General features: G+C 45.3%; 22 protein-coding genes. 17 read left to right on the plus strand and 5 right to left on the minus strand.

The annotated features are described in order from the left end of the window. The first annotated feature begins 70 nt into the window (after window positions 1–70). The 6 genes from VQ00_RS17185 (at window position 71) to VQ00_RS17210 (ending at window position 5,022) form a co-directional block, all read left to right on the plus strand. Window positions 71–655, plus strand: a complete 585-nt coding sequence (locus VQ00_RS17185) for an NAD(P)H-hydrate epimerase (RefSeq protein WP_082091648.1) — start codon at window positions 71–73, stop codon at window positions 653–655. Between the two features lie 45 nt (window positions 656–700). Beyond that, complete coding sequence (locus tag VQ00_RS17190; protein WP_046181355.1) at window positions 701–1,519, plus strand: NAD(P)H-hydrate dehydratase; 819 nt, start codon at window positions 701–703, stop codon at window positions 1,517–1,519. Continuing rightward, window positions 1,516–1,725 (plus strand): DUF6501 family protein, encoded by a 210-nt coding sequence (locus tag VQ00_RS17195; RefSeq protein ID WP_046181356.1) that lies wholly within the window; start codon window positions 1,516–1,518, stop codon window positions 1,723–1,725. Before VQ00_RS17190 ends, VQ00_RS17195 begins: the two co-directional genes overlap by 4 nt. A 30-nt stretch (window positions 1,726–1,755) precedes the next feature. After that, window positions 1,756–2,169 carry a Rok-like winged helix domain-containing protein gene (locus VQ00_RS17200; RefSeq protein WP_052728642.1) on the plus strand — a complete coding sequence of 138 codons (414 nt, stop codon included), beginning with the start codon at window positions 1,756–1,758 and terminating at the stop codon, window positions 2,167–2,169. A 95-nt stretch (window positions 2,170–2,264) separates the two neighbouring features. Further along, window positions 2,265–3,134: an ATP-binding protein gene (locus tag VQ00_RS17205; protein WP_245618147.1), complete on the plus strand. Its 870-nt coding sequence runs from the start codon at window positions 2,265–2,267 to the stop codon at window positions 3,132–3,134. Between the two features lies 1 nt (window position 3,135). Next, window positions 3,136–5,022, plus strand: coding sequence for a VWA domain-containing protein (locus VQ00_RS17210; protein ID WP_046181358.1), 1,887 nt, complete (start codon window positions 3,136–3,138; stop codon window positions 5,020–5,022). Window positions 5,023–5,150: 128 nt separating this feature from the next. On the opposite strand, the gene VQ00_RS17215 is transcribed toward VQ00_RS17210, so the two are convergent. The 3 genes from VQ00_RS17215 to yidC form a co-directional block, all read right to left on the minus strand. Further along, on the minus strand, window positions 5,151–6,335 hold the full coding sequence (locus VQ00_RS17215; protein WP_046181359.1) for a toxic anion resistance protein: 1,185 nt from the start codon (window positions 6,333–6,335) through the stop codon (window positions 5,151–5,153). Then, window positions 6,283–6,978, minus strand: coding sequence for a 5-bromo-4-chloroindolyl phosphate hydrolysis family protein (locus VQ00_RS17220; RefSeq protein ID WP_046181360.1), 696 nt, complete (start codon window positions 6,976–6,978; stop codon window positions 6,283–6,285). Before VQ00_RS17220 ends, VQ00_RS17215 begins: the two co-directional genes overlap by 53 nt. A 149-nt stretch (window positions 6,979–7,127) precedes the next feature. Next, window positions 7,128–7,892 (minus strand): membrane protein insertase YidC, encoded by a 765-nt coding sequence (gene yidC, locus VQ00_RS17225; protein WP_046181361.1) that lies wholly within the window; start codon window positions 7,890–7,892, stop codon window positions 7,128–7,130. A gap of 170 nt (window positions 7,893–8,062) precedes the next feature. Here yidC and bioB point away from each other — a divergent pair, with 170 nt between their 5' ends. From bioB to VQ00_RS17255, 6 genes are all read left to right on the plus strand, one after another. Continuing rightward, window positions 8,063–9,058 (plus strand): biotin synthase BioB, encoded by a 996-nt coding sequence (gene bioB, locus VQ00_RS17230; RefSeq protein WP_046181362.1) that lies wholly within the window; start codon window positions 8,063–8,065, stop codon window positions 9,056–9,058. A 74-nt stretch (window positions 9,059–9,132) separates the two neighbouring features. Continuing rightward, the gene (locus VQ00_RS17235; RefSeq protein ID WP_052728644.1) at window positions 9,133–9,528 is read left to right on the plus strand and encodes an FAS1-like dehydratase domain-containing protein; all 396 of its coding nucleotides are present in this window, start codon (window positions 9,133–9,135) and stop codon (window positions 9,526–9,528) included. Further along, window positions 9,521–9,874: a MaoC family dehydratase gene (locus tag VQ00_RS17240; RefSeq protein ID WP_046181363.1), complete on the plus strand. Its 354-nt coding sequence runs from the start codon at window positions 9,521–9,523 to the stop codon at window positions 9,872–9,874. Before VQ00_RS17235 ends, VQ00_RS17240 begins: the two co-directional genes overlap by 8 nt. A 5-nt stretch (window positions 9,875–9,879) precedes the next feature. Continuing rightward, complete coding sequence (locus tag VQ00_RS17245; protein ID WP_046181364.1) at window positions 9,880–10,248, plus strand: CidA/LrgA family protein; 369 nt, start codon at window positions 9,880–9,882, stop codon at window positions 10,246–10,248. Further along, entirely contained in the window at window positions 10,245–10,916 is a 672-nt protein-coding gene (locus VQ00_RS17250) for an LrgB family protein (RefSeq protein ID WP_046181365.1), read from the plus strand. The genes VQ00_RS17245 and VQ00_RS17250 overlap by 4 nt, the downstream gene beginning before the upstream one ends. Before the next feature lie 194 nt (window positions 10,917–11,110). Next, window positions 11,111–11,950, plus strand: coding sequence for a formate/nitrite transporter family protein (locus VQ00_RS17255; protein WP_046181366.1), 840 nt, complete (start codon window positions 11,111–11,113; stop codon window positions 11,948–11,950). A gap of 17 nt (window positions 11,951–11,967) precedes the next feature. Here the strand turns inward: VQ00_RS17255 and VQ00_RS17260 are convergent, their stop codons facing one another. Continuing rightward, window positions 11,968–13,314, minus strand: coding sequence for a TrkH family potassium uptake protein (locus tag VQ00_RS17260; RefSeq protein ID WP_046181376.1), 1,347 nt, complete (start codon window positions 13,312–13,314; stop codon window positions 11,968–11,970). Window positions 13,315–13,339: 25 nt separating this feature from the next. Continuing rightward, window positions 13,340–14,503 carry an aminotransferase class I/II-fold pyridoxal phosphate-dependent enzyme gene (locus tag VQ00_RS17265; protein WP_046181367.1) on the minus strand — a complete coding sequence of 388 codons (1,164 nt, stop codon included), beginning with the start codon at window positions 14,501–14,503 and terminating at the stop codon, window positions 13,340–13,342. Between the two features lie 164 nt (window positions 14,504–14,667). Here VQ00_RS17265 and VQ00_RS17270 point away from each other — a divergent pair, with 164 nt between their 5' ends. From VQ00_RS17270 to VQ00_RS17290, 5 genes are all read left to right on the plus strand, one after another. Beyond that, window positions 14,668–15,222 (plus strand): biotin transporter BioY, encoded by a 555-nt coding sequence (locus VQ00_RS17270; protein ID WP_046181368.1) that lies wholly within the window; start codon window positions 14,668–14,670, stop codon window positions 15,220–15,222. 31 nt (window positions 15,223–15,253) lie between these two features. Further along, a complete protein-coding gene (locus VQ00_RS17275) occupies window positions 15,254–16,657 on the plus strand; it encodes an AMP-binding protein (RefSeq protein ID WP_052728646.1) in 1,404 nt (467 codons plus the stop codon). Continuing rightward, window positions 16,654–17,718 (plus strand): acetyl-CoA C-acyltransferase, encoded by a 1,065-nt coding sequence (locus VQ00_RS17280; protein WP_046181369.1) that lies wholly within the window; start codon window positions 16,654–16,656, stop codon window positions 17,716–17,718. Before VQ00_RS17275 ends, VQ00_RS17280 begins: the two co-directional genes overlap by 4 nt. A 74-nt stretch (window positions 17,719–17,792) precedes the next feature. Continuing rightward, window positions 17,793–19,232, plus strand: a complete 1,440-nt coding sequence (locus VQ00_RS17285; RefSeq protein WP_046181370.1) for a phospholipase D family protein — start codon at window positions 17,793–17,795, stop codon at window positions 19,230–19,232. 110 nt (window positions 19,233–19,342) lie between these two features. Next, window positions 19,343–19,702: a replication termination protein gene (locus VQ00_RS17290; RefSeq protein ID WP_156154115.1), complete on the plus strand. Its 360-nt coding sequence runs from the start codon at window positions 19,343–19,345 to the stop codon at window positions 19,700–19,702. Window positions 19,703–19,733: the final 31 nt, after the last annotated feature.

A 19,733-nucleotide genomic window follows, 5' to 3' on the forward strand; every position in this document is an offset into this window, starting at 1 on the left:
GCTATAATACTCCTAAATTATATGATTATTTTTAGAAATTATTACATAAAATCATGAAAAAGGGGGTATTATGTTGTATATTTATAAGAGTAGTGAAATAAAAAAAACGGATCAACAAGCCGAAGAAAATGGCATGCCTTCTTTCACATTAATGGAGAGTGCTGGTGCCGGTTTATTTAAGGATATTACTGCCTCGTACGATGTGAATGATCATTCGTTTTTAATTGTATCGGGAAAAGGAAAAAATGGGGGCGACGGGATTGTGCTGGCGCGTTATTTAAAACAGGCTGGTGCGAAATGCTGTCTCTATTTTCCGATCGGGCTGCCGGAAACAGAGCCGTCGAAAAGCCACTTGCACTATTATGAAACACTCGGTTATTCATATGAAACCGATCAGCCGGACGTTTCGGCCACGGTCGTAATCGATGCCTTGTTGGGTGTTGGAGCGAGGCTGCCATTATCTGCTGCCATAAAACAATGCACGGATTGGATCAATACGCAAAAAGCGCAGCGCGTTTCTATTGATTTGCCAACCGGTGTAGCCTCCGATAGCGGGAATTGTGATGAATCCGTTATTCAAGCAGACAAAACCTACATAGTACATGGGTATAAACCTTCCCGGTTTTTGTATCCTGCTGCGGCTTATTACGGATAATCATATATTGTTGATATCGGGCTCCCACATACGTCTAATTGGACCATTTATGAGCCTACCCAGACATCTTGTTCTTTTTATTACAGCGGCCATAATGCCCATAAAGGCATATTTGGCCATGGACTCCTGATCGCGGGAACGGGGTTAATGCCCGGCAGTGCTGCACTTGCTGCGCTTGGTGCAGTATCATGCGGTGCTGGTAAAGTAACGGTGCAAACCGAACAAGAAGCGGTACCGGTGATCGCTTCCCATGTCCCTGAAGCACTGTACGACTTTGGGACGAGCATTGATGTTGATCATACGTTTCAGGCGATCGCCGCCGGGTGTGGACGGGCAGCAGATAATAAAATGGAATTGATCGTTCAGCATCTGCTGCAGCAAAACCAACCGGTTATTTTAGATGCCGGCGCGTTACACTCAAGAAGCTGGCAAGAAGCTAAATGTCCGGTCATTTTAACACCGCATCCTGGTGAGTTTTCTCGTATGACAGGAAAATCGATCGAGCATATTCAAAAAAATCGTTTGCAGGAAGCGTCCGCTTACGCGGTGAAACACCAGGTCACTGTCGTATTAAAAGGCGAATATACCGTCATTGCGTTTGCAGACGGAAGCGGCTATATAAACGAAACGGGCAACGAAGGGTTGTCAAAAGGCGGAAGTGGTGATACGCTAACGGGTATCATTTTAGCGCTTGTCATGCGCAATTCACATTTAAAAACAGCTGTCGCAGACGCTGTTTATTTGCACGGAAAGTGTGCTGACATTTGGAAACGAATGTACCCGGCTCAAGCGATGCGGCCATTTGGCATTCACGACTTGATTCCGGATGCGATAAATGAAATGGTAAAGGAGAGAAGACGATGATTCATTTAAACTGGAACGAAACGAAAACGCTAAAACAAGTCACATGTATTCACACAAATGCAGAAAAGTATATGGTGGAAAATGTCCTGACGAAAGGACACGTATACGAAGTAAAAAATGAAACAGACGAATTTTATTTTGTCGTTGATAACAAAGGCCGGGTGTCCGGTTTTTATAAAGATTATTTTCAAGATACGAATGGATAAATGAGCGTGTTGCTACAGGGGGCGAAAACAGTGTTTGATGAACGAATGGCATTGAAAATCAGGCTGGATCAGTTAGCGGATGCAGAAATTCGTGTGATGCAGGAATTTAAAAAAGAACGGGAAACGATCTTTTCCAGACTTCAGGAATTAGATGAAGGGGAAGCAGGGCATGTCGAGGTAACGGCCATTACAACAGTCGGAGCGCCACCAAAAGTACGCAGAGGCCGGCGAAGTGAAGGATTAACAGAGCTTCGAGATACAACGATCCGCATTTTAAAAGAACAAAACACACCGATTCGCGGCGTTGAGCTGCAGCGATATGTGGAACAGCAATCCGGAAAAAAAATTGCGAATATGACAACGTTTATGAACAGTCTTGAGCGTGAAAATGCGCATGTTCGCAAGCTTGGACGTGGCCTTTACATTTACGAATATGACATGTAAGCAAAATGCGGGCGAATCAGCCTGCTTTTTTTGCGTTATATATCTTTACAGGTGTATGATGAAATGTGCAAAAGCGATTGGAAAGGAAGATTTTTTTGAACATTACAACACTGCCAGAACAAATCAATTCCATTATAGAAAAACGAAAAGCGCAATTTGAGCAGCATACTGTTACGAAATCAACTGCGTATATTGCCCAAAACAATGAGTTAGTGACGGATACGGTTATTTCCTTGGCGCTTGGTAAAAACATTTTGCTGAAAGGGCCGACTGGCTCCGGAAAAACAAAATTGTCTGAATCACTCGCCGCTTATTTTGGCCAGCCGGTTCACAGCATCAACTGCTCTGTTGATCTCGATGCAGAAGCCATGCTTGGCTTTAAAACGATTGTTGAAACGGACGGAAAAACGCAAATTGACTTCGTCGAAGGGCCCGTCATTCAAGCGATGAAAAACGGACACCTTTTATATATTGATGAAATTAACATGGCAAAGCCGGAAACATTGCCGATCTTAAATGGTGTGCTTGACTATCGCCGCCAAATTACCAACCCGTTTACAGGGGAAGTCGTTAAAGCGCAGCCGACATTTAGCGTGATTGCTGCTGTCAATGAAGGATACGCTGGCACCGCACCGATGAATGAAGCACTCAAAAACCGGTTTATCGTCTTTGACATTCCATATATTTCAGGGGATGTCTTATTTAAAGTGCTGAAGCAACAGTCCATCTTACAAAATGAAACAATGCTCAGTCAATTCGTTTCGTTATCAAGCGACTTAACGACCCTTGTGGAAAGCGGCCGTCTGCCGGAAGAAGCATCATCCATCCGTGCCCTTGTTGACGCGTGTGACCTGGCTCTATATATTCCACCGCTGCGTGCGATTGAAAGCGCAATTGCCGGCAAGCTCGATGATGAGCGCGAAAAAGCCGCTGTTTTGAACGCGGCGGAAACGTGGTTCGCGTAACGTGGAACGGTTCATTCAATTTAACGACGAAACGGTCAATTCCGCTTTTTGGATGGAGCTGTCTGATCTCGCGGCGGCATTGTCCCAAAATCCTAATTTAAAAGTAGAATTTGGACCGCTCGCTTACTTTCAAAAAGAGCCGGCCGTTTTGTATGTCAGTCATTTTTGGCATCACCGCTCCCGTCAGGAAGAAACAGCCGGAATGAAAACAGACATTTATTTGCGTGCACTCGGAACCGCCCAGTGGACAGACGAAGAAGCGGTCCACTCGTTTATACACCGCTATAAAAATGGATTTGCCCGGCAGCTGCTTGCCGTCGCAGAAGACATCCGGCTTGAGCTGCTTTGCGTTCAATTGCGCCCCGGGACGAAAAAAGCGTTTGGAATTCGGAAGCAAGTGATGAGGGGCTATCATGAAGGGCAGCTATCGGTTAACCGATCAAAAGGATTTTTTACAGATGCTGTTTACAATGCGCTGTTTGTGCTTTGGCAGGCAGATGCCCCTTTTGATTGGCCGGACATTCATCCCGGTATTAACGGCGCCATTCCATTTATCGACCGAACGGCACGGGCACTTTTTGATGCGAGAACGACAAAAGACGTCGTGAAAATCGTTTCGGACATAGCGGATGTGCTCGAAGAATTAGATGTGCGGGGAATGGTGAATACGTATAGCCATCTGCCGGATTATCGACAGCCAACTATCGAAGAAGCAGCAGTAGATCCAGGCAAACGCCAAGACCCGCTTGCGAATGATGATGAGCAGGATGCAGACGAACATGAACAATTTGATGAACAATTTTTCACATGGCATCGTGAATCCGAAGAAACGCGCGGCACATTTATGCAGTTTGATCTTGATCAAGGAGCGAAAACGCCAATGATGGGCAATACCGCCCGTGAAGGAGACGAAGGGGATGCGGCGCTTGCCTCAGTGCAGGGACGCTCGAAAAAATCGTCACGTGAACAATACAGCCGGCTATTAGCGGAGCGCCGCGATGCCGACACGCAAGCGGATGAAACCCGCTACGGAAAAGAAAACATCGGGGCCAAGGCGATTTATGAAAAACCGCGTACAGCGAAAGACAGCGAACGGGAACAGTACCGCCTTTTAAAAGACGAAACAGCACCGGTTGTTCATACATTAAAACGAATGATTGAAAAATCGATCGAAAAGAAAAAAACAAGTCCACGGACGGATTTATTAACGGGCCGGCTCGGACGGAAGCTGACACGGTATTTTACGGACGATAATCCACGCCTTTTTTACAAAAAGCAGGAGCCGTCTCGTGAAATTAATGCCGCTTTTTATTTATTAATTGATAGTTCTGCGTCTATGTACGATAAAATGGACGACGTGAAAAAAAGTGCGGTGCTGTTTCATGAAACACTTGCTTCGCTTCGTGTACCACATGAAATTACCGGCTTTTGGGAAGATACGTCGTCTCTTTCCAAAGACGTAAAGCCGAATCATTTTTTGACAGCTGTGCCATTTAACACGTCATATCAAGCAGAAACGGGCTATGCGATTATGCAGCTTCGGCCGGAGGAAGACAATCGCGACGGATTTGCGCTTCGTTTGGCGATTGAAAAAATGGAGCGCCGCAGTGAAGAGCGAAAATTTCTTATCGTCTTTTCTGATGGAGAGCCATCCGCCGCCGATTACGATAAAAACGGCGTGCTCGATACACATGAAGCGGTGATGGCAGCGCGCAAAAAAGGCATGACGGTGTTTAATCTGTTTATTGGGGATGAAGCGCTTGACGAAGCACGCCAGCAGACGATGAAGACAATTTACGGGCATGGCTCTATTATGGCGCCGGATGTATCTGAACTCCCGCATGTTTTGACACCCATCTTAAAAAAATTACTGTTTGACAGTATTTAGAAAGGAGTTTTCATCGGATCGGCTGGGTGCCGTTTTTTGAAAGCGGCCTTAGGTGGATTATGATCAGAAGAGCTATAAAATGAACATGAAAAAGGGCTGTCCTCTAAATTGGACAGCCCTTTTTCTAATTATTGTTTCAGCCGCAGCAGCCGTTGTTTTAAATCGTCTTCCATTACAATTAATTCATCTTCGGCCGCTTTTCGTTTTACTCGGCCGTCTTGCTGGATGCGAATCGTTTCTTCGAGTGTCGTAATTAAGTTTTCCTGCGTTTTCTTTAACGTTTCAATGTCGACAAGCCCACGCTCGTTTTCACGGGCGGTTTCAATGGAGTTGACCTTCAGCATTTCTGAATTTTTCAAAAGCAGTTCATTTGTCGTTTTCGATACTTCTTTTTGGGCCTGTACCGCTTTTTGCTGGCGGACAAGGGTTAATGCGATTGCAATTTGGTTTTTCCAAAGCGGCACCGCTGTTAAAATCGACGACTGGATTTTTTCAGCGAGCGCCTGGTTTGTATTTTGAATTAAGCGTATTTGCGGGGCGCTTTGAATCGTAATCTGGCGGCTCAGTTTTAAGTCGTGCAGCCGTTTCTCCAGCCGGTCGGCGAATGCTATCATGTCATTGACATCTTGAAAATCCATTTGATCGCCGGTTCGCTCCGCTTTTTGGCGCAGATCCGGAATCGTCTTCGTTTCAATTTCTTCGAGTTTTAATTCTCCGGCAGCAATGTAAATGTTCAGCGCTTGGAAATATTCTTTATTTTTTTCATATAATTGCTCGAGCATCCGGATATCTTCTACAAGTCCGCGTTTTGAATGTTCAAGCTTTACGCCGATCCGATCGATTTGTGAGCCGACTTTCTGGTAGCGTGTCATCACTTCCTGCACGGAATCGGACACTTTTCCAAACATGCGGGAAAACACATTTCGCTTTTCATCGCGTAACTCATCAGGATTGACATTTTTTAAATTTTTCATTAAATCGTTTAAAATATCGCCAATCGGCCCAATATCTTTACGCTGGACGTGATCGAGCATATGGTGGGAGAAATCAGACAGTTTTGTTTGAGCAGCGGTTCCGAATGAAAAAACCGCCTGTTGATTCCCAGCGTCGATTTGTGCAGCGAGCTGCTCCGCTTTTTGCCGATGTTCAGCCGACAGCATATCGACAAGCCGCTTTGACTGGGCGGACGGTGTCGCCCCTGTACTTGGTGAAGAAAGAATGTCTCCAAATGGATCCGCAAGCAGGTCATCTAATAAATCATCATTTTTTGCGCCCATAACGGGTGCCTGTTGGGGCTGTAATTCGTTGTTCATCTTTTTTATCTCCTTCCTTAGCAGGTTCAGGTTCAGACAATTGGTTAGTCCGGCCGGCACGCTGTTTAGCGACATCGAGTTCAATCGTTAAATGCTCAATATCACGGGCGAGTACCTGGCGTAAGTCAGCTTCAAGTGTTTGCGACAGGTCGCCAAGCGTTTCGGTCGTTTCAAGCAGTGATTTTTTCATGTCTGGGTCTTTTACTTTTTTGCTTGAGAGAAGGGACGATTTTTCAGCAAGCTCCACGACCGAGTCAAGGTGCGAGTAGAAAAAAGGCTCAATCTCATAAAAACGCTTTGGCTCTTTCTTTACGACAGAATAAATCCGCTTCACAAGGCTGTTCAGCTCAATCATCTGCTTTAAGGAGCGCAGGCTCCGCACTTTTAAAAATAAATGCTGCAGCCGGGACAGCTTCGCTTTCGCTTCTTTCAGCTGATCCAGTATATAGTAATATTCCCTTCGATTTAACCCGTGTTTTTTCTGGATCCGTCTGTTGCCGAAATTGGTGTACAGCATAAATGTCACGGCAAAACTGGCCGCAAACGCCCCGTACGCCAAAAATCCGTCAAACAGAGTCGTTGCGAGAACTGCCGTTCCGAATGAAACGGCAAGACGACGAAACCAGTAAAAAGAGTATCGCATCGTTCATCCACTCCATTTTATCATTTCGCTCTTCATTGTGAGCGTATTATGTTCCTTTATACGGACAAGCCGGCAAAAAAGTTTCATATTTTACAGTGTTTACGTTTTTTTCTATTAAAAAACCCCTTTTTTTGAAAAGGGGGGATAAATCACTTCACTGTTTCTTCTACAGGCGGGTGATTCTGATAATATTTGCGGCCGATCCAAGATTGGAAAATTAAAATGAGTCCGCTGACACTCCAGTATATCGGCAAAGCAGCCGGTGCATTAAAGGAGAAAATCAAAATCATCAATGGCGACAGCAGGCCGACAAATTTCATTTGCTGCTGCTGTTCCAGCGGCATCGTCTGCATCGACAGTTTAAATTGAACATAGTACATAATACCGGCAATGATCGCCATCGCGATATCAGGCTGACCAAGCTGGAACCATAAAAATTCGTGCGTTTTAATGTCTTCTGAAATGGTAATGGCATAATAAAGCCCCATCCAGACCGGCATTTGCAGAAGCATCGGCAGGCAGCCCATCGCCATTGGATTAATGTCGTTTTCTTTGTAAAGACTCATCATTTCCATTTGAATTTTCCGCTGCTCTTCCGGATTTTTCGTCGCTTTTAAACGAGCTTGAATATCCGTCATCTGCGGCTTTACAACGTCCATTTTCTGCCGCATGACAGCCTGCTTTTTCATGGAATTAAGCATAAGGGGCATGAGGATAAGACGGACAGCAATCGTGATCACAATGATCGCAAGACCATAGCTGCCAAGCATTTCCCCAAGCCAGTGAATGAGTTCAACAAACGGATTCACCAAATAATCGTGAAAAAAATGACCTTCTGTTTGGGCGCTCTGACAGCCGGAAAGCACGACTGCGGATAATAAAGTGAGCGCCAGTAATAATTGTTTTTTCAACATTCGTTCCTCCTGCGCCTGCTAGCAGGCTAGTTCCTTTAGACACAAAAAGTATACTCCTTTTTCTCTATGAAAACAACGAATGTACGAGAGGATTATTGTCAACTTGAAATAAAAATAGGTTGACAAAAGAATTAGTTACCCTTTAATCTGGAAAAAAGGAGAGATGACCTATGTCAACATGGACTCAATTAGCTGGGCAGGTTTTAAATGGATACAAACTATCGGAAGCGGAAGCCATCCAGATACTAGAATGCCCGGAGGATGATTTGCTGCAGCTGCTCGATGGCGCTTTTCAGATCCGCCGCCATTATTACGGCAAAAAAGTGAAGCTTAATATGATCATCAACACAAAATCAGGGCTATGCCCCGAAGATTGCGGCTATTGCTCTCAATCATCTAAATCAACTGCCCCAATCGAAAAATACCGGATGATGGACCGGGAACAAATCGTGGCAGGCGCCGAAAAAGCGCATTCGCTTGGAGCGAATACATATTGTATCGTCGCAAGCGGAAGAGGTCCGTCTAAAAAAGAAATTGAAACAGTCACAGGTGCCGTGAAAGAAATTAAAGAAAAATATCAAATGCGCATTTGTGCGTGTCTTGGCATCTTAAAGCCAGAACAAGCCGCACAGCTGAAGGAAGCCGGGGTGGACCGGTATAATCATAATATTAATACGTCAAAAGAGCACCATAGTGAAATTACAACGACACATACATACAATGACCGGACTGAAACGGTCGGGCGCGTCAAAGAAAGCGGCATGTCACCATGTTCCGGTGTCATTATCGGAATGGGCGAAACAAATGAAGATATTGTCAATATGGCCTTCAGCCTGCGCGAACTGGATGCTGATTCGATCCCGGTTAATTTTTTACATGCGATTCCCGGTACGAAACTTGAGCATGCAAAACCGCTCACACCTTCTTTTTGCTTAAAGGTACTGGCTTTGTTCCGGTTTATTAACCCATCGAAAGAAATCCGTATTTCCGGCGGACGGGAAGTGAATTTGCGTGCGGTGCAGCCGCTCGGCTTATACGCCGCCAATTCGATTTTTCTCGGCAACTATTTAACAACAGCCGGCCAGGAAACGACAGCTGATCATAAAATGATTGAAGATATGGGATTTATTGTGGAACACGCGCACGAACAGGAACCTGTTTGTTAACAAAAACGGTCTCTTTTTAAGGGGCCCTTTTTTGTTGGTTGTATGGTAAAATCATCAAAAGAAAGGGTGAGACAATGAAAGAGAAAACAGAATTGTACCGTTATGTTTACAAAATTGAAGAAAAAGAAGTGAATGCTTTTAAACAAGCTGTTTTTGCAAGCGATTCCATTCAAGAGATCCCGCCAACTTTTGCGACAGTCATGGATTTTCAGGGGGGCATGTCATTTTATAAATTAACTGAGCTGCTTCAGTATGATCCCGCTTGTGTACTGCATGGCAGCCAATCATACGAATACATAAAACCTGTTTACCCTGGGGATCAAATTGAAGCCATTGTTTACATAACCGGAAAAACAATGAAAAAAAACATGACGTTCGCGAAGCTTGAAACAACCTACATAAAAGAGAATGAAACAGCTATTATTTCCCGTTCTGTCCTTATCGAGCAGAAAGGAGACCGTCATGTTTAATCTGATTCAATGGACGATCAAACAAGAAGACATAGAATCCTATGCACACGCATCAGGAGATCATAATCCGATTCATACCGATGCCGAATATGCTAAAAAAGCCGGGCTGCCGGGCTGTATTGCACACGGCATGCTTGTTATGGCGCTCGGCAGCCGGGCGATCGATGAATGGTGTGCCGAGCCGCTCACGTCCTATGACGCCCGATTCCAGGCGATGACATACCCTGATGAGCCTCTTGCTATAAAAGGAAGCTGGATAGATGAAGAAGCGGGAAAAGGCAGTGTAACAATCGAAAATGAAGCCGGTGAAGTGAAAATGAAAGGTTTCTTTACGGTTAAGCGGTAGGCCCAATGAAAAAATTGATCCTTTTCTTTATTCAAATTGCATGCTTAACCGCTCTTTACCAGCTATCGGTTTGGACTGTTTCTGTGCTCCACATTCCCATCCCGGCAAGTGTATTCGGTATGCTCACTTTACTTTTGTTACTGTTAACGGGGGTCGTGCCGGACCGCTTTATTGGGTCAGGTGCGGCGTTTTTAAACAAGCATTTAGCGTTCTTTTTTATTCCAATCGCAGTTGGTTTAATGGCGTATGGAGACTTAATCCGGTCAGACGGGCTGGCTCTTTTCCTTATGATTGCAGGCAGTTCAATCATTGGGCTTTTGATAACGGCCGGGCTGTCAATGATCTTATCGGCTAAAAGGAGGTCAAAACAGTGACGATCCTTTATATTGCGTTGACCGTTGCGGTTTACTTGGGAGCCAGAGTTATTTCAATGCGGTTTCCGTCTCCCTTTACAACACCCGTTTTTACGTCAACGGCGGTTGTGATTGCCATTCTTCTTGCGTTTAATGTTTCCTACGAAGCCTATACACCGGCAAAAGACATGATGACATTTTTGCTTGGTCCCGCAACGGTCGCGCTTGCTGTGCCGCTTTATCATAATCGGGAAGTTCTTCTAGAACGGCTTGTGCCTGCTGTAGTAGGCCTTGTGGTCGGAACAATGTCTACAATTGCGTCTGCTGTCGGGCTGTCGGCTGCATTCGGCTTGTCGGAAACAATTCAAGCAACCGCCGCGGTGAAAGCAGTAACCACGCCTGTCGCGATTGAAGCCGCGCTTATTATTGGCGGCGACCCGTCGCTCGCTGCAGCGTTTGTCATGACAGCAGGCATATTTGGTGCCGTATTCGGACCGTTTTTGCTGAATGTCTTTCACATAAAAGATCCGTTTTCGAGAGGACTTGGCATCGGAACCGTTTCTCACGGGATCGGCACAAGTCAGGCCGTGCTCGAAGGACCGGTCCAAGGTGCGGTTTCAAGCGCAGCGATGGGGGTCGCCTCGATTATTACATCGCTCGTTTTGCCGTGGTTTTTTCCGCTGCTTTAAAAGATTTTGAAAAAGAGATGGCGCTTACTCAGACCATCTCTTTTTTCTTTAGGGAAAATTATTGATAACGCTTTAAAAAAGGACAAAAAGTTGTGACAACTTTTCTGTAGACTTTGGGAAAAGAGGGCGTATAATAAAAGTGTAAATAAATTGTGATTTATTTCACAAACTAACAAGAAGAGCGAGTGAATAAAATGAAAAAAGAGGCGTACGAAGAAATAAATGCGTGGGCGGTTAAAAAATCAGCCATCTTAAAAAACAATCCAATACAGTACATCGTCAAAGCGATGCTGGCCAGCTTTTTCATCGGTTTTGCTATTATGCTTTCTTTTAAACTTGCTGAACCCTTTTTCGATGCGGGATCCCCTGCAACAGTGCTTATGCTTGGCGCCTTTTTTGGCATTGCACTCGTCTTGATTATATACGGAAGTGCAGAGCTGTTTACTGGCAATACGATGTATTTTACGATGAGTACAATGAGCGGCAAAACAACATGGAAAGATTCGCTGGCTGTGTTAGCCGTCTGCTATACAGGAAATTTATTAGGTGCGGTATTCTTTGCTTTATTTATTGGCGCAGCCGGCATTTATAACGATCCGGCCAACTCTCAATATTTAATGGATGTCGTTTCACACAAAATGCATTACCCGGCATCTGAATTATTTTTTAAAGCGATTTTATGTAACTGGATTGTCTGTCTCGCGGTTTGGATTCCGATGCAGATGAAGGGCGATATGGAAAAAATTGTGACGATGCTTTTGTTCGTCATGACCTTTGTGGTAGCCGGCTTTGAGCATAGCGTTGCCAATATGGTGCTTTTCAGCCTGACGCTCGTTGTACCGCATCCGGAAGCGATCTCTATTGCAAGTGCGATCCATAACTTAATTCCGGTCACAATTGGAAATATCATTGGCGGCAGTGTATTTGTCGGTATGGTTTACATGTATTTGGCCAAACCAGCCGCCAAACCTGAGCGGGCAGCAAAAGAAAGAATTTCAATAAAATTACTGGAGATGAGTAAAAGCCGTCGATAAAGACGGCTTTTACTTTTTTAGCCAATTAAAATTCTTTCTTTCGGGTAATGGTAGGAATCTTTTATTTCTTTGCCGCGAATAAGGAACAAAAGGGAGAATAAGCCGACACGGCCGATAAACATAAGCCCGATTAAAATGATTTTCGCCGGCGCCCCAATAACGCTAGTAATGCCCAAAGAAGATCCAGTCGTTCCAAATGCAGAAGATGCTTCATAAATGATCGGCAGCAGTGCCACCTCAGGCTCTAGATAAGAAAGCATCATAATCGAGATACACCAAATAAATGACCCGGTGGCGACAACGACAAATGACCGGTGTACATCAATCGGGTGCACTTCCCGCTGAAACACTTTAATCGTATTTTTTCCGCGTGCAAATGTAAACACACTCAATGCCGCAATGGCAACGGTTGTCGTCCGTAAGCCGCCCCCGACACTGGACGGGGAAGCGCCGATAAACATAAGCATCGACAGCAGAAGAAGCGATGGCGATGAAAAATCATTTAAATCCAGTGTCGTTAACCCCCCGCTTCTGGATGCAATCGACTGAAAAGCAGCATAAAAAAACGATTCATGCCACGTTTTATCCATTAAAAAGTTATGCCGTTCAAACAAAAGCAGCCCTGCTGTACCAACTGCGGCTAAAAGAACGTACATCGTCACCGTTAATTTTGTGAATAAGCTGAATGAAAACTTGCGTGAACCGCGATAAGTAAGAAAATCTTTTACTTCAATCAGCACAGGAAATCCGATTGCTCCAAGAATAATCAGCACCATGTGAACAAACTGGACGAAATAATCGTTCGCATATGGAATAAGCGAGGCACCGGTAATATCAAACCCGCCATTAGTGGTCGCACTGACTGATGCAAACAGGCCATGCAGAAATGCTTCGCCAAGTGTCGGATAATATTGTGTGAAATAAATGCCGAGTACAATGGCACCGACGGCTTCAATCGCCAATATAAGCAGGAAAATTTCACGCATTAACCTGACAAGCCCATTTAAATCCGTCCGATTTTGATCGGCCATAATGAGCTGCCGTTCCCGCATGCCGATTCGTTTGCCGAACAGCAGCCAAACCATCGAACTAAATGTCATAATACCAACACCGCCGACCTGCAAAATCAGCAAAATAAAAAAATAGCCGGTCGTGCTAAAGGTGTCAACCGTGCTGACAGGGGTGAGCCCAGTGACACTAAGAGCACTGACAGCGACAAAAACTGCATCAATAAACGCAATTTCAACACCTGGCTTATGGGCAACTGGCAGCAGCAATAAAATGCTTGAAAAAACAGCGCCTATCAAATAAAGAAGCACGATAACTTGAAAGGGAGACAGCCGGAGTGTTCGTTTTAATTTCATTTTCTCCATTATTGCCATATCCCATTCATGAAATCACCTTTTTCAGCTCTTTTGCCGCTTGCTTTAGTATGGGAACAGGCTGAACAAGCGCAATCCGCACATAGCCTTTGCCCGCTGTGCCAAACGCACTGCCGGGAACCATCACGACACCAGACTCGTCAATGGCTTGAAACACAAACGCCCGATCATCTTCTCCGCGCGGAATTTTCGCCCATAAAAACATCCCGCCGTTTGGACGCTCAACAGGCCAGCCAATATTCTGAAGCCCTGTCGAGAGGGCCTCGGCACGTGCACGAAATTCAGCGCGAAGCTTGTCTGTAATTTCTTCCGCCTGATCAAGAGCAAAAGCCGCCGCTTTTTGTATCGGGTCAAATACCCCATAGTCGAGGTTTGATTTCAATTGTTTTAAAACAGCGATCATGCCGGCATTCCCGGCGATGTAGGCAACTCGTGCACCAGCAAGGCTGAAACTTTTCGATAGAGAGTTTATTTCCATTCCGACGTCCATCGCCCCGGGGATAGCAAGAAAACTAAACGGCTTTTCACCCGTAAAATAAAATTCCGAATACGCTGCATCGTGAAGCACAATAATTTGATGCTTTTTGGCGAATGCGATGACCTGTTCAAAAAACGCGTCATCCGGCATCGCTGGTACCGGATTGCCTGGTAAATTTAAGAGCATCAATTTCGCTTTTTTCGCCACATCGTCCGGGATGAGGGACAACTCCGGCAAAAATCGATTTTCAGGCAGAAGCGGCATGTAATACGGGACAACTCCGGCAAGCGTAATACCCGCTTCATAAGCCACGTAAGCCGGATTGGTCGTCAGAACAATATCACCGGGGTTGCAAAATGCAAGCGGAAGATGAACGAGCCCTTCCTGAGAGCCCATCGTCTGAACGATTTCTGTCTTTGGATTTAGGTTTATTCCAGAACGTCTTTTATAGTAGTCGGCAACGGATTTATAAAAAAGTTCTGTTCCACCGAGTGTATAGCCGTATGCTTCCGATTTCGCACTTTCATTAGCTAATATAGCCCGGATTCGCTCGTCCGGAGGCAAGTCCGGACTGCCGAGGCTTAAATCAATCAGTGTTTTTCCTTTTTGTTTTTTTTCATCCGTATACGTTTTTAAATCACTAAAAATGGATGAATCGAACGCAGCCATTTTTATAGAAGGTTCAATCGTCAAAACAAGCACCTCATTGCGTGGAAATATATATGTATGGGCACTATTTTACCATACCGGCCGAAAAAAGTATGTTGTGTTATTTGTTAACTTAAATTAAATTCAGTTGACAATAAAGCGAAAAGACCTTTACAATAAAAAAAACGATTTATTGGAGGAATACATATATGAAAACAATTCACTGGATGCAGGCAGCCATGTTTGCGGCTATTATGGGCGTTTTAGGCTTCTTGCCGCCTATTCCGCTCTCTTTTACACCGGTGCCGATTTCCTTTCAAACGATTGGGGTCATGATTGCCGGCGGTGTACTCGGCGCGCGTCTCGGGGCACTCAGCCAAATTATCTTTCTCCTTACAGTCGCAGCAGGGGCACCGCTTCTTGCCGGAGGGCGCGGCGGTCTTGCTGTGTTTGCGGGACCGAGTGCCGGCTTTTTGATTTCTTGGATTGCAGGAGCTTTTGTTATTGGCTTGTTAACCGAACGTGCCGCTAAGCTGACAGCACGCCGGACGTTCGCTGCCAATCTTGTGGGCGGTGTCGCAGTTCTATACGCAATCGGCATACCGGTTCAATCCTTTGTTACAGGTGTTGGATTAAAAGAAGTGACGATTGCAAGCATGGCGTTTATTCCGGGAGACGTTTTAAAGTCGGCTGCTGCCGCTGTTCTTGTCCCGAAACTGCGGACAGCACTGCAGGCCGTGCCATCTTTTCGCCGCGCTGCCTAAAATTTGATATAGTACTGTGGGGGGATCGATAATGAACATGACATCCACACAATCGCTCCGGGCACAAACGTGCCCGGAGTCTATTTGTGTACAAACAAAAAATGAGGTTTTTACATGCAGCAGATGGGAAGACATAACGAAGCGGGCAGCAGCGTGGCTTCTTTTACAGGGCCAGCCTGGCGATATCGTTGCGCTAACAGCACAAAATCGGTGGGAAACACTTGCTTTGTTTTGCGGCGCAGTCCGGGCCGGTTTTACTTTTATGCCGCTTGATCCACGAATGACCCATGCGGAACGAGCCGAGCGGCTTCACCTGGCAAAACCGGCGCTGTTTATTGGGGAAGACGATCTAAGTCAAATCGGCGGGCTTATTCAAAAAACAGCGCCTTCTTCCTATTGCCATCCGGATTCCGAAGCGTTGTTTTATTCCGGCTTTACTTCTGGGTCAAGCGGCACGCCAAAGCAATTTGCCCGAAACCAGTTTTCCTGGCTGAAAAGCTTTGAAGCGGGATTGGCTGATTTTCCATTGACCGGTCAGGAAACGGCGGTCATTGCCGGTCCTATTCATCATTCTCTTTTTTTATATGGCACGGCTTTTGCGCTTTTTAGCGGACAGCCGATTGTATTGATGGATAAATTTTTGCCGCAAAGTGTGATCGAAGCATTAAATACAACCGAATCGTTCGTTTTTTATGCGGTGCCGACGATGCTTGAAGCCATCGATCAGCAAGGAGGGCTTGCTTCTGCGGGGCTCGTTTTCCTATCCGGTGCCGGCTGGACAGCTGAAAGAAAGCAGCAGTGGATGAATTCGTATCCAAAAGCGCCTCTTTACGAGTTTTACGGCGCATCCGAGCTGAGCTTCGTTTCTTACATGACGCCGGATGATTACAAAGAGCGGCCTGCTTCTTCCGGAAAGCCAAGCACAGGCGTGACGATTGAGATTCGATCGGATGGAAAAAGCCTTTCTGCTAATCAAATTGGCACAGTCTTTGTGAAAAGCCCGATGCTGTTCAGCGGTTATGTGGAGCAGGGCTCCTATCAGCTGGATGTTAGAGAAGACGGATTTTATACAGTTGGGGACGCCGGCTATTTAGATGAAGAAGGCTATTTATACATCGTTGGCCGGGAACAGTTTATGATCATTACCGGCGGGGTCAACGTGTATCCGGAAGAAATAGAACGCATCATTGTGAAATGTCCGGGAGTTGAGATGGCCGCCGTAACCTCCATTCCAGATCCGCGGCTAGGCGAAAGGATTATCTGCTTTTATACAGGACAAGCCGCTGCCACCGTGGTCCGAGCGTTTGCCAAACAAGCCTTATCGGTTCAAAAACTGCCGAGACGCTGGATTCAACTGAACGAGTTGCCGCTTACATCAAACGGGAAAATCGCCCGTAAAGACTTGCAAAAGAAAGCAAGGGAGGCGTTTCTATGACGGTTTACATCACGGATGCGCGACGGACACCGGTTGGCGTAAAAGACGGCATTTTTGCGCACATTGGGGCGGCTGAGCTTGCTGCGCCTGTTATCACGTCTTTAACAAAATCAGTGAACGTTCCACCTGACGAGGTGATTCTTGGCAATGTGACCGGACCAGGTGGAAACATTGCGCGCTTGTCTTCGCTCTTGGCCGGGCTTCCCCAAACCGTACCCGGCTTGACGGTTGACCGGCAATGTTCATCTGGTTTAGAAGCGATCCGGCTCGGTGCCGCCATTATTCAATCCGACGGGGCACAATTCATCATCGCGGGCGGATGTGAAAGCTCCAGCACATCACCTCGTCCGGAAAAAGCCGTCTTTTCCCCTGCATCGATTGGCGATCCTGAAATGGGGATCGCGGCAGAATGGCTCGCTGAACGGGAACATATTTCTAGAAAAGAGCAGGACGACTATGCGATTTTAAGCTATAAGCGATATGAGGAATCGATAAAGAAAAAGCGGTTTAGCGAAGAAATCGTTCCGGTTGGCGGCTATAAGCAAGATGAAGCCGCCATGAAAAAACGCCCAGTTGAAAAAATTGCGCCGCGGGCGAAAGCTGCTTTTAAATCAGGCGGCACCGTGACGGCATTGAATGCATCTGCCTTTAACGATGCGGCGTGTGCTGTGTCGATGACGTCTGTGAGAGCACCTGGTTTAAAAGTGATCGCAAGTGCCGTCGCTGGTGCCGATCCAAACTTTCCAGCTGCAACACCTGTCCCGGCGATTGAAAAACTGCTTCAAAAAACAGGCTTAACTGTTTTAGACATTGACGTGTGGGAAATAAATGAAGCCTTTGCGGTAAAACTCGTATATGCCGCTCGAAAACTGGACATTCCGCTCCAAAAACTAAATCCGAACGGAGGCGGGCTTGTACTTGGGCATCCGTATGGGGCGTCAGGAGCGATGCTTGTACTGCGGCTTTTTTACGGCATGCAGCATCGTAATGAAACGTATGGGGTTGCCGCAGTTGGAAGTGCGGGTGGAATTGGTGTTGCGATGCTGTTTGAACGTGTTTAAAAAATCTTTCAGCCGGTTTTTCCCCGTACAGGCATGGGTATGATAAAAGAAACAGAGAGAACGGGGGAGCCGTTATGAAAATAAGGCTGGATAAATGGGGAAAGCGGCGCTTATTCGCCATTCTTTTTTTGTCTTTATATGTGATTATTATGATGTACAATGTCTATCGGCCGCTGCCAGACAATATTTCGTACAAAAGCAAAGAATACACAGTACATGAAGAAGATGTCGATTTTTTCTACAATTTATCTGGTGAAAAAAACAGCGAGACATTTTTTAAGGAAGAAATTTTCACAAGAACGCTCGAAATTATAAACGAAGCGGAACAGTTTATCGTCCTTGATTATTTTTTATTCAATTCTTATCATGAAAAAAAGAAAGAATATCCAGCGAATGTTCAGAGAATGACAAATGCACTAATCGCTAAAAAAGAAGCGAACCCCGATATGCCTATCATTTTCGTCACAGACGAAGTAAACTCATCATACCGCTCTCATTCAGTGCCGGAATTTGTGCAAATGAAAAAGGCTGGCATCAAGGTCGTGGAAACAAACATGGATGCCTTTCGTGATCCGACCCCAATTTACAGCGGATTTTATCGGATGCTGTTTACGTGGTGGGGTGACAGCCAAAACGGCTGGCTGCCAAATGCTTTTTCCGACACGGCACCGGATATGACGATTCGTTCCTATTTAAAACTTTTTAACGTCAAAGCCAATCACAGGAAAACGATTACGACAGAACAAACGACACTGATCAGTTCAGCAAATCCGCATGATGCAAGCTATTATTTTGCCAACGTGGCGTTTGAAGTAAAAGGAGCGCTCGTTGGAGACATGCTTAAAAGTGAAAAAGCGGCTGCGGACACCCGGCGTGAAATCAATTTTCCGGATTCCATTGATCCGCATCAAAACGAAGGGGATGTTCGTGTGCAGCTCCTAACAGAAGGAAAAATTCAGGAAGCGGTCCACGATGAAATTGATGCAGCAAAAAAAGGAGATGAAATTTGGCTGGCAATGTTTTATTTAGCCGACCGTACTGTTATTGAAGGACTGACTGATGCGGCAAATCGCGGGGTGAACGTGAAGCTCATTCTTGATACAAACAAAAATTCATTCGGACGTAAAAAAACAGGCTTGCCGAATATCCCAATGGCAGCTGAATTGCGGGAAGACACAGACAACAAAGTAGAAGTGCGCTGGTTTGCTCAGTCGCCGGAGCAATTCCATCCGAAAATGATCTATGTGAAACATAAAAAGGAGACCGTTATTATAAGCGGTTCAGCCAATCATACGTCGCGAAATCTGAATAACTACAACCCGGAAACAGACGTCAAAATAAGAGCAGCCAACGATAGTGAAATTATAAGTGAAGTGGATGGCTATTTCCAAATGTTGTGGGAAAACCAAGGAGCGATTTATACAGATGCGTACGAGGAACACGACGACAACATGTCGCTTGGCAAACGAATCATCTATGCATTCCAAAAAATATTTCATTTTACAACATTTTAACGAAAACGGCTTCGGCCGTTTTTATTTTTTAAAATACAATATGTGCAAAATTCAAATTTGACAATTTTAAAACAAGCTATTAAACTAAAAAGAAAGGAGTGATGGAAAAAATGCCTAGAGGTGAAGGGAAATTTTTAATTAAACAGCGTGCTTTTTTAAAGCTTTATATGATCCGTTTTGTTGAAGAACATAAAATGTATGGAATGCAGGCGATGGACGAATTAAAAGCAAACTTTAAACCTTTCGGATACGAGCCGAATCATTCTGAAATATACCGGTCACTTCATGAATTAATTGATGATGGGATTTTAATGCGCCAGAAAAAAGTGCAGGAAGGCGCAAAATATAAAGAAATTGTTATTTACCAATTCGCTGACTATGAAAAAGCGAAACTCTATAAGAAACAAGTGAAAACAGATCTTGACCGCAGTATGTCGCTATTGCGAAAAGCGCTGGAAGACGTTTATTGAGCTCTTTTTAGACCCACAAAAAAGGCTTCTG

The organism is Domibacillus tundrae (genome assembly GCF_000970675.1).
Classification (GTDB): domain Bacteria; phylum Bacillota; class Bacilli; order Bacillales; family Domibacillaceae; genus Domibacillus; species Domibacillus tundrae.